The organism is Pseudogemmobacter sp. W21_MBD1_M6, from assembly GCF_052119585.1.
Classification (GTDB): Bacteria; Pseudomonadota; Alphaproteobacteria; order Rhodobacterales; family Rhodobacteraceae; genus JBGQOJ01.
The window spans coordinates 39,636-54,405 of sequence record NZ_JBGQOJ010000022.1 but is presented as its reverse complement, the minus strand read 5'-3'; the positions used below and the strand labels follow the sequence as shown (position 1 = coordinate 54,405).

The following is a 14,770-nucleotide window of genomic DNA, read 5'->3' as shown; positions in this document are numbered from 1 at the left end:
CCCCGAAACCGAAATCAGCGCCCCTGAAATCAGAGACGCCGCATGAAATCGGCGGACAACTTGTTTGACAAACACCGATTCCGGCGAGATATATGACGCATCATCCATTACGGTGCGGATCGCAGCCAAAAGATTTCGCCCGCTGACACCCTTCAGGATATACCCCCGTGCGCCCAGCTTCAGCGCCTTCATCGCGATCGCCGCATCGTCGCTTGCCGTGATGATCACACAGCGAATTGCGGGGTGATCTTCGGTGATCGCTTTCAGGGCCTCGATACCACCACCGCCAGGCATCAGCAGGTCAATCAACATGACATCCGGCGCGTCGCGCTCGGCAATCAACAGGGCATCCTGTCTTGAACCACCTTCGGCGACCACGGTAAATCCGGCATCGCCTTCAAAAATATGTCTTAGTCCCCGACGTACAATTTCATGATCGTCAACGAACGCAATTCTAATATCTTTCTCTTCAATATGACCCACGAGTCCCTCCAGCAAATGAACAGGTTCTCATGCGCGCACCAATTGTCTAAACGAGGTCACCGCCAACAAACACAGTCTTGTGCGCACTGGTTCAGCTTACATTAAATTCCGGCAGCCAAAGCTAAAGAATGACATTCTTAAGATGAATTTCATTAAATTCAGAAGGTTAAGCAACCAGTGGTTGAATCATTCTTTCCGAAAGTTATCAAATTTGGGAAAATTTTCACAATTGGTTCTATTTCGACAAGGCCAGTTTAAGGCAACACGTCTGACCAATCACCCGAATCGGTGGGCATCGACTTCGGCTATCAAAGGATATCTGGTCAACCTTATCTTTCGTATGTCCAACCCGTCTGGTCCACACCCGAACCGCCAAAATCATACCGCTGAAATTTCTGCTTGCCCAAAGGCCAAATGCAGATAGATTTCCACTCAGGTCTCACAATAAGCAAAAAATGCAGATATTCGTATATTGAGACTACATATCGCAACCAGGGAGGAACTAGGATGCGTCACTTTTTTACAAGCGCGGCAATCGCCGTGGCTGTCAGCGCGGGGGCGGCAAGCGCCCAGAACGTCGGCATTGCCACCTCGAACCCCGGATCGCTTTACCACAACATCGGCACCGCCATCGCCAACGTGGCAAACGAGGCCGGCCTGAACACCACGATACAGCCCGCCACCAGCCCGAACCAGTTCATCCCATTGTTGAACGCGGGCGGCATAGAATTCGGCATCGCCAACCTGCAAGAGGTCAACTATGCCCAAGAGGGCAAGGCATGGTTCGAAGGCAACGCCAACCCAAACCTGCAAATGGTCGCGACACTTATGCCCCTGCAAGAGGCGATCTTTGTCCGCGCCGACAGCGACATCATGACCATCGCCGATCTCAAAGGCAAACGCATGGTCGATGGCTATACCGCGCAAAACACCATCCTGCCGCAGCTTGACGCGATCTATGCCAGCGCCGGTCTGACCCGCGCCGACATGATCCCCGTCAATGTGCCCAGCGTCGTCGCCGGTGCCGATGCCTTCATGGCCGGAGAGGCGGACGGCTTTATCTTTGCCCATGGTGCGGGCAAAGTCCGCGAGGCGGATGCCGCCGTCGGCGGGTTGCGCGCTTTGGCAATCGCTGACCCATCCGATGAAACCCTGACCCGCATTCGCAAACACTGGCCCACCGGTTTCTTCTCGGTGAAAAAGGCGGGCTCTGCGCCGGGTGTGCTGGAAGACGCGACATACTTCACCTTTCCGCAGGTGATTTTCACCAATGCCGCCGCCTCTGACGATGTAGTCTATGCCATGACCAAAGCCATCCACGACGGAAAAGAGGGGCTTGGCGCGACCTTTCCGCCGTTCAAGGCCTTCAATCCGGACGATATGCATGGAGACGCGGGCGTTACGCCCTATCATGCGGGCGCACTGAAATATTATGCCGAAACGGGCATCAAATAAGACCATGCCGATGACGCCCTCATCACAGGACGGGGCCGCGCGCGGCCTCGCTTTCCGCCACTGGCGGCCAATCGCGAACGGGTTGGCATTCTGCCTGACCGTCACCGCCGCACTTTGGGCGCTGTCCATTCCGCGCTACGTCGGGCTGGGCCTGTATCCCCAGCAGTATTTCGCGACGATGCTGATGCTGGCAATGACGGCCGCCTTTTTGACCCTGCCCGCGCGGCGCGGCACAGATCGCGCCGTTGTGCCCTGGCTTGACGTTGCCCTTGCCGCCCTTGCCTTTGTGGCAACCGGCTATGTCGCTGTGGCCTACCCATGGCTGGTCAACCAGATCTTCATGAAACCGCCAGAGGTCTGGATCCCCGGCCTGATCGTCACGCTGTTGTTGCTAGAGGCGTTGCGCCGCGCAACAGGCTGGGCGCTGGTCATCATCATTTCTGTCTTTCTGGTCTATGCCCTGTTCGGCAACCTCTTTCCCGGTCGCCTTGCCGCCCGCCCCCAGAACTGGCAGCTGTTGTCGGGCTATATGGCCTTCGACACCAACGGCATCTTCGGCATCCCGATCGCCGTCGCCTCGACTGTCGTTGTCACCTTCATCCTGTTCGGCGGACTGTTGGCCGCGACGGGTGGCTCTGCCTTTTTCACAGACGCGGCCATGTTGGGCATGGGGCGCTTTCGCGGCGGCTCGATGAAGATCGCCGTTCTGGCTTCGGCCCTTTTCGGTTCGATCTCGGGGTCGGCGGTGGCCAATGTGGTTGGCACCGGCGTTGTCACCATCCCGATGATAAAGCGCGACGGCTACCCCGCGCACAAGGCCGCCGCAATCGAGGCGGTCGCCTCTACCGGCGGGCAGTTGATGCCGCCCGTCATGGGGGCCTCGGCCTTTCTGATGGCCGAATTCCTGCAAACATCCTATTCCTCGGTGGTCATGGCCGCCCTTGTGCCTGCGGTTCTTTACTATGTTGCGCTGTTCATCCAGGCCGACCTGGAGGCGGCAAAGCTGGGGATCAAGCGGGTCGCGGCAGAGCTGATCCCGACCGGAAAATCCGTCATCAGCGGGCTGCATTTCATCACCGCCTTCGCCTTGCTGATCTACGCCCTGTTCACCCTGAAATGGCAGCCGGAACGGGCGGCGCTGCTGGCTTGTGTCTCTGTCGCGGTCACCGCGCTGATCTTTGGCTACAAGGGCAACCGCCCCACCCTTTCCGCCTTGTTCGGCACGATCTCGGGCACAGGCCACGCGGTGGTCGAGATCATCCTGATCTCTGCCGCCTCGGGTCTTGTCATCGGGGTGTTAAACATCACCGGCCTCAGCTTCAACCTGACCTATGTGCTGGTGCAGGTCGGCGGCGGCAGCGCGGGTTTGCTGCTGTTCCTGTCGGCGCTGGTCTGCATTGTGCTGGGCATGGGCCTGCCAACGCTGGGCGTCTATGTCCTGCTGGCGGCCCTTGTTGCGCCTGCGCTGATCAAGGTCGGGATCGAGCCGATGGCCGCACATCTTTACGTCCTTTACTTTGGCATGATGTCGATGATCACGCCGCCCATCGCGCTTGCCGCCTTTGCGGCGGCGGGCATTGCACGGGCTTCGTCGATGAAAACAGGCATTGCCGCGATGAAATTCGGCTGGTCCGCCTATGTCATTCCGGTTCTCTTTGCCTTCTCTCCGACGCTGATCCTGATCGGCCCCCCGTCAGACATTGCCCTGGCCGTCACCACAGCCGTATTGGGTGTCTGGCTGATCTCGGCTGCCCTTGCCGGCCACTTTTCAACACAACTGTCACCGCTGATGCGCGCCCTGTTCGCAGGCTTCGGCCTTTTGGCGCTGGTGCCCGCCGGAGCCTTTGCAGGGGCGCAGATCACCGACATCGTTGGCTGCGCGGGGGGGCTGACCGTCATGGCGTTGGAACTGTTAAGGGCGAAAAATCCCCGTATGAAAAAGGTCGGTGTGTAATGGCGAGTGAAAGCAGTCTCGAACGGGTTCTCTCGGTTCTCAACGTGTTCAGCGAGGATCGGCTGGAATGGTCCTTTGATGCCCTGATGGCCGAATTGGGCTACAGCCGCCCGACGCTTTACCGCTATATCCGCACCCTGAAAGACGCGGGTTTTCTGATCGCCCTGCCCGGCGCACGCTTTACCCTTGGCCCCAAGGTGGTAGAGCTGGACTACCTGATGCGCAAATCCGACCCGTTGATCCTGCAAGGCACCGCAACCCTGCAACAGCTGTCCCGCACATGGCCCTGCACCGCCCTTCTGGTGCGCTGGTACGGGTCGCGGCTGCTTTGCGTTGCTTCGGAATGCTGTGTCGGCGACCCGATCAGCAGCTATCCCCGTGGCCGCCCGATGCCCCTGGCCCGTGGCGCAATCTCCCGCGCGATCCTGGCGTTTTTGCCAAAGCGCCGACAGATCCCCCTGGTGGCCGACAATCTGGCCGTGCTCAGCTCGCTCGATCAGGGCCAGACTGTGGACGAGGTGCTGGACAGCCTGCGCAAGGTCCGCCGCACCGGATACGCCGTCGCCCATGGCGAGGTGACAAAGGGCGTGATCGGCATTTCGGCCCCTGTGTTTCAGGACGGACCCGACCCCGTCGCCGCCCTGTGCACAACGCTGACCGCCAGCGCGATCCACCCCGAGCAGATCACGGAGATCGGCGAGGCGGTCCGCGCCGCCGCCCATCAATTGTCGCAAAACCTGTCCGGCACCCGCGAACAACCCGATCAAGCCGCCGAATAAAGCAGATGAGTATTTAAACCAGGAGAGACGGAATGAAGCAGATCGACATTTTCAACCATATCTGGCCCAAGCCGTTCTTTGATCGCCTGATCGACCATATCGGAACGATGACCGATATCACCAAGCGATCCGGCGATGTGCCGATGATGACCGACCTCGACCGCCGGTTCGAGGTCATGGATATGTTCGGCGATGACTACCGTCAGGTTTTGTCCCTTGCCTCGCCGCCGCTGGAACTGATGGCAGGGCCGGAAAAGGCGCTGGAACTGTCGCAGATCGGGTCGGATTCCATGGCAGAGCTGTGCCAGAAATACCCTGACCGCTTTCCCGCGTTCATCGGCACCGCCCCGATGAACTCCCCCGATGGACTGGTGACGGAATGCCGCCGCGCGATAGAGGATCTGGGCGCCGCGGGCATGCAGATTTTCACCAACGTGGCGGGCAAGCCGCTGGATCTGGACGAATTCGGGCCATTTTTCGACTATATGGCGAAATCGGGAAAACCCGTCTGGCTGCACCCCGCGCGCGGCGAAAAGTTCAGCGATTACGCGACCGAGGACCGGTCGGAGTATGAAATCTGGTGGACCTTCGGCTGGCCCTACGAGACGTCCGCCGCAATGGCGCGGCTGGTCTTTGGCGGCGTGTTCGACAGATACCCGGGCCTCAAGGTCATCACCCACCACGCGGGCGGTATGGTTCCGTTCTTCGAGGGGCGCGTCGGCCCCGGTTGGGACCAGATGGGCAAGCGAACCTCTGGCCGCGATCTGGCCGCCGTGCGCAATGGGCTGAAGCGCCCGCATCTGGACTACTTCAAGGACTTCTACGCCGATACCGCCTCGTTCGGTTCTAAATCGGCGATCCTGCACGCGATGGAATTCTTTGGCGACGACCATGTGCTGTTCGCCTCGGATGCGCCGTTCGATCCCGAAGGCGGGCCGATGTATATCCGCGAAACCATCCGCTGCATCAACGAGTTGAACATCAGCGACGCGCAAAAGCACAAGATTTTTCAGGGCAACGCCGAAACCCTGCTGGGGATGCGCTTTGACTGATACCGACTTTGATGTGGTGATTGTCGGCGGCGGACCAGTCGGCATGGGGCTGGCGATAGAGCTTGGCCAGCGCGGGGTCAAAACCTGCGTGGTCGAACGCCACACTGAACCGCAACCCGTGCCCAAGGGTCAGAACCTGACCCAGCGCACGATGGAGCATTTCCATTTCTGGGGCGCCGAGGACGAATTGCGCGCCGCCCGCACCGTGCCGCGCGGCTATGATAACGGCGGCATGATGTGCTACGGCTCGCTTTTGTCGGGCTATCACTACGACTGGCTGTCGCGCGGCAAGGTCCGGCAATATTACTTCACCGATGCCGAACGCCTGCCGCAATACGCGACAGAGGCCGTGCTGCGCACCCGCGTCGCACAGATCGGTTGCGTGGACATCCTGTATGGCTGGGATGGCACCGATGTGACCCAGACCGACCAGCAGGTCACCGTCACAATCGCCCGGCACAAAGGCACCGGAACCCGCCGCCTGACCGCGCGCTATGTGGTTGGCTGCGATGGCAGCAAATCGGTGGTCCGGCAGGCCGCGGGCATCACCCAGACGATGGACGACCGAGAGCGACTGATGGCGCTTCTGGTGTTCCGCTCGCCCGAATTGCACGAATTGCTTGCCGCCAATCCCCCGAAGTCGGTCTATTGCGCGCTGCACCCCGACCTTCAGGGATACTGGCAGTTTCTGGGCCGCGTCGACCTTGGCACGACATGGTTTTTCCACGCCCCCGTGCCACTGGGCAGCACCCCGGACACCTACGACTTCACCGCGCTTCTTCACCGCGCCGTGGGGGCGGAATTTCCGGTGGACTTTGAACATATCGGCCTGTGGGAACTGCGCATCGCGGTGGCAGACACCTATGCCAATGGGCGCTGTTTCATCGCGGGCGATGCGGCGCACAGCCACCCGCCTTATGGCGGTTACGGCATCAACACCGGGTTCGAGGATGCCCGCAATCTGGGCTGGAAACTGGCCGCGACGCTGCAAGGCTGGGGCGGGCCCGGCCTGTTGGCCAGCTACGGCGCGGAACGCAGGCCGGTGTTCCTCTCGACCGCCAAGGATTTCATCGAGACCTTCATCGAGGAAGACCGCGCATTCCTGAACACCTACGACCCCGCCAAGGACCGCGCTCTGTTCGAGCAAATGTGGAACGCCAGAAACGCGGCAGCGCACGAGGTGAACGCCTTCGAGCCGAACTACGCCGGATCGCCGCTTGATCCCGACCGAACCGGCGCCACGCCAAGTGCAATGGGGGACCACCGGTTCACGGCGCGCGCGGGGCACCATCTGGCACCGCAACCCCTGTCTGACGGGCGCAATGTGTTCGAGGCTCTGGGCGACGGGTTTACCCTTTTGGCCTTCGGGGCTGACAAGGATGCCTGCCAATCGTTCAAAGATGCGGCACGGGACTTGAACATTCCCCTGACTGTCGTCCAAGATACCGCAACGGAAGGCCGAGAGGCATATGGTCACGCGTTGATCCTTGTGCGTCCTGACCAGTTTGTCGCCTGGGTCGGGCAGGATGCCGCAGACCCGCAGGCCATTTTGACCCATACAACCGGTGCATAGGTTCTGCATCACTTGTGCATACGCCACCACCAAGGGAAAAACCCGATGACACACGCCGCCCCCATCGAGGCCAATATCACCATCGACCAGTTGATCGTCGATCCCTATGCCGTCTACAAACGCCTTCGCGCCGAGGCGCCCGTGGCGCGCGTGCCCGTGGTGAACCGGACCCTGCTGACAAAGGCGACCGACACGAAATACGTCAAGGACAACCCGGTCCTTTTCAGCTCGGACGACCCGCATACCCCGATGGAGCGTGCCTTTCGCGCCCATACGTTGATGCGCAAGGACGGCGAGGAACATATGCGCGAACGGATGGCGATGGCCCCCGCATTTGGCGCAAAGGTGATCCGCGATGTCTGGGCGCCGCTTTATCAGGGCTTTGCCGAAGACTACGTCGGACGCCTGCCGCGCGGCGAAACGGTGGACCTGTTTTCCGATCTGGCCGGCCCCTTTGCCGCCCGCTGTCTGGCGCATCTGTTGGGGTTGCCCGATGCCAGCGACGCAGACATGCAGCGTTGGTCACAGATGTTGATCGACGGTTCGGGAAACTTCGCCTGGAACCCGGATTTGTTTGCCGAAACAGACGAGGCAAACGACGAAATGGATGCGGCGATCACCGCCATGCTGGACCGGCACCGTGCCGAACAAGGGCCAAGCGCACTTGCCGTCATGATCAATTCCGATGATCCGATTCCGATGTCGCAAATCATATCGAACATCAAAATCGCGATCGGCGGCGGCATCAATGAACCCCGCGATGCCGCCTCGACCCTGGTGTTCGGGCTGTTGACCAACCTTGACCAGCGCGACGCGGTCCTGTCCGGCGACATCAGCTGGACAGAGGCCTTTGAAGAGGCGGTGCGCTGGGTCGCGCCGATTCAAGCCAGTTCCCGGCTGGTGACCGAAGACACGGAAATCCGCGGTGTGGCCATTCCCAAGGGGGATGTTGTGATGACCATTCAGGCCAGCGCGAACCATGACGAAGACGTGTATGAAAACGGGCATCTTTTCAACGTGTTCCGCGACAAGGCCCCACATCAGGCCTTTGGCAACGGGCCGCATTTCTGTCAGGGAACCCATGTCGCAAGGCGCATGGTTTCGCAAATCCTGATGCCCGTTCTGTTCGACCGCTTTGCGCAGATGTCGTTGCCCGACCCCGGTCTGGTCACGTTCCGCGGGTTCGGTTTCAGGGGGCCAACCACGCTTCCGGTCACGCTTGTCTAAGGGTCAGCCGTTTCCAGAAAGAAAGCGCAAATGAGACCTAGCCATATGCCGAAACATCGCTACTAATTGACAATGTAAATAATGAGATCTGGGAGGATCCAATGACCAAACTGAAATCGCTTAAGACGATGCTGGTCGCGTCGGCGCTGTCCGTTGCCGCTGCGACGGGGGCATGGGCACAGGAATATACCTTCAAACTGCACCACCTTCTGGCTGCGCAGGCCCCTGCCCAGACCAAGATGCTGGAGCCTTGGGCAAAGCAGGTCGAAGAGAATTCCGGTGGCCGCGTCAAGATCGAGCTTTACCCGGCGATGTCGCTGGGCGGGCGCCCGCCAGAGCTGGTGCAACAGGTCCGCGACGGCGTTGTCGACCTGATCTGGACGGTGAACGGCTATACTCCCGGCCTGTTCCCGCGCACCGAAGTGTTCGAACTGCCGAACGTCTTCATCAACGACCCCAAGGCGACCAACCTTGCGATGTATGACATGATGGACACCCTGAAGGACGACTACAAAGGCATGGAAGTCATGTTCCTTCATGTCCATGCGGGTCAGGCGCTTCATATGGCGAACAAGCTGGTTCGCAGCCCCGCCGATCTGGTCGGAACCAAGCTGCGCGTGCCGACACGCACCGGCGCCTGGGTGATCGAGGCACTGGGTGCGTCACCTGCCGCAATGCCGGTTCCCGAGCTGCCACAGGCCCTGTCCAAAGGCGTGGTTGATGGTGCGATGATCCCGTGGGAAATCATTCCGCCGCTGAAGATCCAGGAACAGACACAGTACCAGATCGAAGGCGCCGACATGACCCGCTTTGGCACCACAACGTTCCAGGTATCGATGAACCAGGCCCGTTGGGATGGTCTGCCCGATGACATCAAGGCGGCGTTCAAAGACGCATCCGGCCCCGAATGGTGGGCGCAGGTTGGCGACATCTGGCGTGCCTCGGATGACTTCGGGATCAAGGTCGCGACCGATGCCGGCAACGAGCATATCACCCTGACGCCCGAAGAAACCGCAGCCTTTGCCGACGCCATGGCCCCCGTTGTCGACCGCTGGGTTGCGGATGTGACTGCGCAGGGCATCGACGGCGCAGGTCTGGTCGCCGCAGCCCGTAACGGCATCGCAAAGCACGGCAGCAAATAGTGCCAGACGCACATCCAGAACTGCGGGCGGGGCGTGACAGCCTCGCCCGCACCCTGATCACCGGTTGGGCCATTCTGGGCGGGGTGATCCTGCTTTGCGTGGTTCTGATCAACGTGATCTCCGTTGTGGGCAGCACGTTCTGGGCCCCCTTTCCCGGTGATTTCGAAATGACTGAGGTCGGCGTTGCCGTCGCCGCCTTCATGTTCCTGCCCTATTGCCAGCTGACCGATGCGAATGTCACCGCTGACATCTTCACCGCCAATGCCTCGCGCCGCTGGGTCGCCATTTTCGCCTTGGTTGGCTCGACTGCGGCGCTTGGGTTCAGCCTGCTGCTGCTGTGGCGGATGTATGCGGGTCTGCTGGACCAAAAGGCCTATGGCTATACCACCACGATCCTTCAGTTTCCGCACTGGGTCGCTTTCATTCCAATTCTGATGTCGCTTGCGCTGTTGGCGCTGGCCGCCGCGCTGACCCTTCGGGACAGCCTGATAAAATTCTCGGGGACGTGACCTAATGGCAGACGCACTGATGACGGGGTTTGCGGGGCTGATCGTCCTTATCCTTCTGATCGCGATCCGGATGCCGATTGCCCTGGCGATGATCATCGTCGGCGGTGTCGGGGTGACCCTGTTGAACGGCACCGCCATCTTTATGGCCCAGCTGAAAACACTGGCCTACGGGCAGTTCTCTATCTACGACCTGTCGGTGGTGCCGATGTTCGTGCTGATGGGCGCATTGGCCACGCAGGCCGGACTAAGCAAGGACATGTTCCGCGCCGCGAACGCATGGCTTGGCTGGCTGCGGGGCGGCACCGCCATGGCAGCCATCGCCGCCTGCGCCATTTTCGGCGCGGTCTGCGGATCATCGCTGGCCACCGCATCGACCATGGGCAAGGTCGCCCTGCCGGAACTGGCGCGCTACCGCTACTCGGGCGCGCTGGCCACGGGAACGCTGGCGGCGGGCGGGGTGCTGGGTATCCTGATTCCGCCCTCGGTCGTGCTGATCATCTACTCGATCATCGTCGAGGCGAACATCGTGACAATGTTCATGGCGGCCCTGATTCCGGGCATCATGGCGGTGCTTTTGTTCCTGCTGACCATCGCGATCTATGTCATGATCTGGCCAGAGTCCGGCCCCCGCGGCGACCCCAACACACGCGCCGAATTTCTCAGCGCGACGCTGGGCGTTATTCCGGTTCTGGTGATCTTTCTTCTGGTCATCGGCGGGATTTACGCGGGGTTCTACAACCCGACGCCCGCTGCCGCCGTCGGCGTGTTCCTTGTCTGGCTTTACGGCACGTTCCGTGGCCAGATGGGGCTGAAGGCGATGCGCATATCGCTACTGGAAACCGCCTCGACGACGGGCATGATCTATCTGATCCTGCTGGGCGCGGAGATGCTGAAAATCTTCATGTCGCGGGCAGGTGTGCCGCAGGCCACCGCCGAATGGATGGCGAACTCGGGCCTTGCACCTATGACCGTGCTTTTGTTGTTGCTGGTGGCGCTGATCGCTTTGGGTTGCCTGATGGACAGCCTGTCGATGATCCTGCTGGCAATCCCGTTCTTCTGGCCGGTGCTGGTGGAACTGAACGGCGGCCTTTACCAGATGGCAGACGGATCGGGCTTTGGGATGAGCACGGAGGACCTGAAGATCTGGTTCGGCATCCTTGCCCTGATTGTCGTGGAACTGGGGCTGATCACGCCCCCCGTGGGGATGAATGTCTTTGTGATCTCGGCCTTGGCAAAGGATGTGCCGATGTCCGAAACCTTCAAGGGGGTTCTGCCGTTCTTTCTGGCCGAGCTGCTTCGCGTGGCGGTGCTGCTGGCCTTTCCGGTCATCGTGCTATGGCTACCGCGAGTCCTGAGTTGACGAAAGGCATTATGCAATGACCGACGATCCAGACACATCCGACCTGACCGCTGGCGGCGCGATCTTCACACAGCTCAAGGCGCTTGGGGTCGATTATGTCTTTGCCAACTCGGGCACGGATTTCCCACCGATCATCGAAGGTCTGGCAGAGGCCGCCGCGAAAAACATCGCCCTGCCCCGCGCCATGGTCATTCCGCACGAACATGCCGCGATGGGCATGGCGCATGGGGCCTATCTGATGACGGACCGCGCGCAGGCAGTGATGCTGCACACCAATGTCGGGCTGTCGAACGGGGCGACGGGGGCGATCAACGCCGCCTGCGAGAACGTGCCGATGATCCTGATGTCGGGCCGCACACCCGTGACCGAGCAGGGCCGCTTTGGCGCGCGCACCGTGCCGATCGGTTGGGGTCAGGAAATGCGCGACCAGACCGCGCTGGTCCGCGAAGCCTGCAAGTGGGACTACGAGATGAAGTTCCCCGAGCAGATCGCGCCCTTGCTGAACCGTGGCTATGCCATTGCCAATTCAACGCCAAAGGGGCCGGTCTATCTGTCGCTGCCCCGCGAAATCCTGTGCGATCCGGTCAGCCGGGCCGACCTGTCGAAAAGCCCGCCCCTGGCCCCGGTCACCGGCGCCGGAAACCCCGCCGACATCGAAGCCGCGGCGCACTGGCTGGCCACAGCCAAGCGCCCTCTGGTCATCGCCCAACGCGGGTCGGGCGATGCGGACAGCTTTGCCGCCTTCGCGGACTGGTGCGCGCATTGGGGCATTGCGGTCTGTTCGTGGTGGACGACGCATCTGGCAATCGCCACCGACCACCCCTGCCACATCGGGCCGGACCCGAATCCCTGGCTGGCAGAGGCGGATGTGGTTGTCTCGCTGAACTGTCTGGCCCCGTGGTGGCCCGATCAGCACCCGCTGAACCCCGACGCACGCGTCATCAACATTGGTCCCGATCCGTTGTTCAGCCGCACACCGGTGCGCGGCTTCCGGTCCGACCTGTCCATCGCGGGCGAAACGTCTTTGGTATTGCCCGCCCTGTTTCGCGCCATGCGCGACCTGCCCCGTGACGCCGCAGCGGTCGTCAATCGGATGGACCGGCTGACCGCCGCCTCTTCCACGGTCCGTGCGGCACAAAAGGCCGAAGCCGCAGCGCAAACCGCCAAAGGCATCACAAAATCATGGGTCAGCCATTGCCTTGGAGAGGCGCTCGACGGAAAAACCTCGACCGTGTTCTCGGAACTGGGCGCGATCCTTGGCCCGATGAAGCGCCGCGAGCATAAGTCATGGTTCCAGGAGCCGCATTCCGGCGGCCTTGGCTGGTCGTTTCCCGCAGCCCTTGGCGCACAACTGGCAGATCCTGACCGGATCTGCGTCGCCACCCTTGGTGACGGCAGCTACATGTTCGCCAACCCCACCGTCTGCCACCAGATCGCCGAGGCCTTGGACCTGCCGGTTCTGGTCATCATCCTGAACAACGAGGAATGGGGTGCTGTTCGCCGCTCTGTCGTGGGACTTTACCCCGATGGATATGCGGCAAAGGCGAACGAAATGCCCCTAACCGCGCTTAAACCAAGCCCGGATTTCAGCAGCACCGCCGCCGCAAGCCGCGCATGGACACGCCGCGTCACACGCGCCGACGACGTGCCCGACGCCCTGGCCGAAGCGATCCGCGTGGTTCAACATGACCGCCGCCAGGCCCTGCTAGATATTGCGATTTTGCCGCTCTAAGCGGCCCCAAGCCAACACTAAAACAGGAGAGTACCGCCATGAAAATCGACTTTTTGATCAATGGAGTTGCAGTTGCCGCGACCGGTGGCAAGACCTTCAAACGGATGGACCCTGTAACCGGTAAGGTCGCGACAGAGGCCGCCGCCGCAACCCCCGCCGATGCCCTGCGCGCCGTCGATGCCGCCGCGACCGCCTTTGCCGACTGGTCAAAAACCGGCCCCGGAGAGCGCCGCAAATTGCTGAACAAAGCCGCCGACATCATGGATTCCAAAACCCAGGACTTCATCGACATCCTGATCTGCGAAACCGGTGCCACAGGCCCATGGGCGGGATTCAACGTGATGCTGGCCGCAGGCATGATCCGCGAGGCCGCAGCCATGACCACGCAGGTCGCAGGCGAGATCATTCCCTCGAACAAACCCGGCACGCTGGCCATGGGTCTGGCCCGGCCAAAAGGTGTCTGCCTTGGCATCGCGCCGTGGAACGCCCCCGTCATTCTGGGGGTTCGTGCCGTTGCCATGGCGCTGGCCTGTGGCAACACCGTGGTCCTGAAGGCCTCGGAAATGTGTCCTGCCACGCATCGCCTGATCGGCCAGTGCTTTGTCGAGGCTGGCCTGCCCGCAGGCGTCATCAACGTGGTCACCAACGCCCCCGCCGATGCCGCCGCCGTGGTCGAGGCGCTGATCGCGGCGCCCGCCGTCAAGCACGTCAACTTTACCGGATCGACCAAGGTCGGCCGCATCATCGGCCGTCTGGCGGGCGAGCACCTGAAACCCTCGCTGCTGGAACTGGGCGGCAAAGCCCCCCTGCTGGTGCTGGACGACGCCGACATCGACGGCGCGGTCAACGCGGCGATTTTCGGTGCCTTCATGAACCAGGGCCAGATCTGCATGTCGACAGAGCGCATCATCGTCGACGAAAAGATCGCCGACGTCTTTGTCGCAAAACTGGCCGCGCGCGCTGCGGCCCTGCCCGCAGGCGATCCACGCGGTAAGGTCGTGCTCGGCTCTCTTGTCACGCCTGATGCCGCCGACAAAATGGACGCACTGATGGCCGACGCCAAAGCCAAAGGGGGCCGCATCGTCGCAGGCGGAGGCCGGAACGGGTCCATCGTCGAGGCGACGCTGATCGACGGCGTAACCGACTCCATGCGGATTTATTCCGAGGAATCCTTTGGCCCGGTGAAATCCATCATCCGCGTCAACGGCGATGACGAAGCGGTGCGTGTGGCCAACGACACCGAATACGGGCTGTCGGCGGCGGTCTTCAGCCGCGACTTGCAACGTGCCATGAACATCGCCAACCGCATCGAAAGCGGCATCTGCCACATCAACGGCCCCACTGTCGCCGACGAGCCGCAGATGCCCTTTGGCGGCGTCAAGGCCAGCGGCTATGGACGGTTCGGCGGCAAGGCGGCCATCGCCGAATTCACCGACACGCGCTGGATCACGATCGAGGACCCGAACCAGCATTATCCGTTTTAGGCTCCAGACCGGCTCTGTTG

12 protein-coding genes are annotated in these 14,770 nt (G+C 61.3%); 11 read left to right on the top strand and 1 reads right to left on the bottom strand.

Annotated features, from left to right (window positions below; genetic code table 11):
* The coding region (locus ACEN2R_RS16950; protein ID WP_442043866.1) for a response regulator at positions 1–483 on the bottom strand (483 nt) is incomplete at its 3' end.
* A 507-nt stretch (positions 484–990) separates the two neighbouring features.
* On the opposite strand from ACEN2R_RS16950, the gene ACEN2R_RS16945 reads away from it, so the two are divergent.
* The 11 genes from ACEN2R_RS16945 to ACEN2R_RS16895 all read left to right on the top strand — a co-directional run bounded on the left by ACEN2R_RS16945 (position 991) and on the right by ACEN2R_RS16895 (position 14,750).
* Positions 991–1,938, top strand: coding sequence for a TAXI family TRAP transporter solute-binding subunit (locus ACEN2R_RS16945; RefSeq protein ID WP_442043865.1), 948 nt, complete (start codon positions 991–993; stop codon positions 1,936–1,938).
* Positions 1,939–1,948: 10 nt separating this feature from the next.
* Entirely contained in the window at positions 1,949–3,892 is a 1,944-nt protein-coding gene (locus ACEN2R_RS16940) for a TRAP transporter permease (protein WP_442043864.1), read from the top strand.
* Positions 3,892–4,671, top strand: a complete 780-nt coding sequence (locus ACEN2R_RS16935) for an IclR family transcriptional regulator (protein WP_442043863.1) — start codon at positions 3,892–3,894, stop codon at positions 4,669–4,671. Before ACEN2R_RS16940 ends, ACEN2R_RS16935 begins: the two co-directional genes overlap by 1 nt.
* Before the next feature lie 32 nt (positions 4,672–4,703).
* Positions 4,704–5,723: an amidohydrolase family protein gene (locus ACEN2R_RS16930; RefSeq protein ID WP_442043862.1), complete on the top strand. Its 1,020-nt coding sequence runs from the start codon at positions 4,704–4,706 to the stop codon at positions 5,721–5,723.
* Positions 5,716–7,296 carry an FAD-dependent monooxygenase gene (locus ACEN2R_RS16925; RefSeq protein WP_442043861.1) on the top strand — a complete coding sequence of 527 codons (1,581 nt, stop codon included), beginning with the start codon at positions 5,716–5,718 and terminating at the stop codon, positions 7,294–7,296. Before ACEN2R_RS16930 ends, ACEN2R_RS16925 begins: the two co-directional genes overlap by 8 nt.
* 45 nt (positions 7,297–7,341) lie before the next feature.
* A complete protein-coding gene (locus tag ACEN2R_RS16920) occupies positions 7,342–8,523 on the top strand; it encodes a cytochrome P450 (RefSeq protein ID WP_442043860.1) in 1,182 nt (393 codons plus the stop codon).
* A 101-nt stretch (positions 8,524–8,624) separates the two neighbouring features.
* Positions 8,625–9,665: a TRAP transporter substrate-binding protein gene (locus ACEN2R_RS16915; RefSeq protein ID WP_442043859.1), complete on the top strand. Its 1,041-nt coding sequence runs from the start codon at positions 8,625–8,627 to the stop codon at positions 9,663–9,665.
* A complete protein-coding gene (locus ACEN2R_RS16910; protein ID WP_442043858.1) occupies positions 9,665–10,174 on the top strand; it encodes a TRAP transporter small permease in 510 nt (169 codons plus the stop codon). Before ACEN2R_RS16915 ends, ACEN2R_RS16910 begins: the two co-directional genes overlap by 1 nt.
* A gap of 4 nt (positions 10,175–10,178) precedes the next feature.
* Entirely contained in the window at positions 10,179–11,534 is a 1,356-nt protein-coding gene (locus tag ACEN2R_RS16905; RefSeq protein WP_442043857.1) for a TRAP transporter large permease, read from the top strand.
* A gap of 16 nt (positions 11,535–11,550) precedes the next feature.
* Positions 11,551–13,266, top strand: coding sequence for a thiamine pyrophosphate-requiring protein (locus ACEN2R_RS16900; protein ID WP_442043856.1), 1,716 nt, complete (start codon positions 11,551–11,553; stop codon positions 13,264–13,266).
* Positions 13,267–13,304: 38 nt separating this feature from the next.
* Positions 13,305–14,750, top strand: a complete 1,446-nt coding sequence (locus ACEN2R_RS16895; RefSeq protein ID WP_442043855.1) for an aldehyde dehydrogenase — start codon at positions 13,305–13,307, stop codon at positions 14,748–14,750.
* Positions 14,751–14,770: the final 20 nt, after the last annotated feature.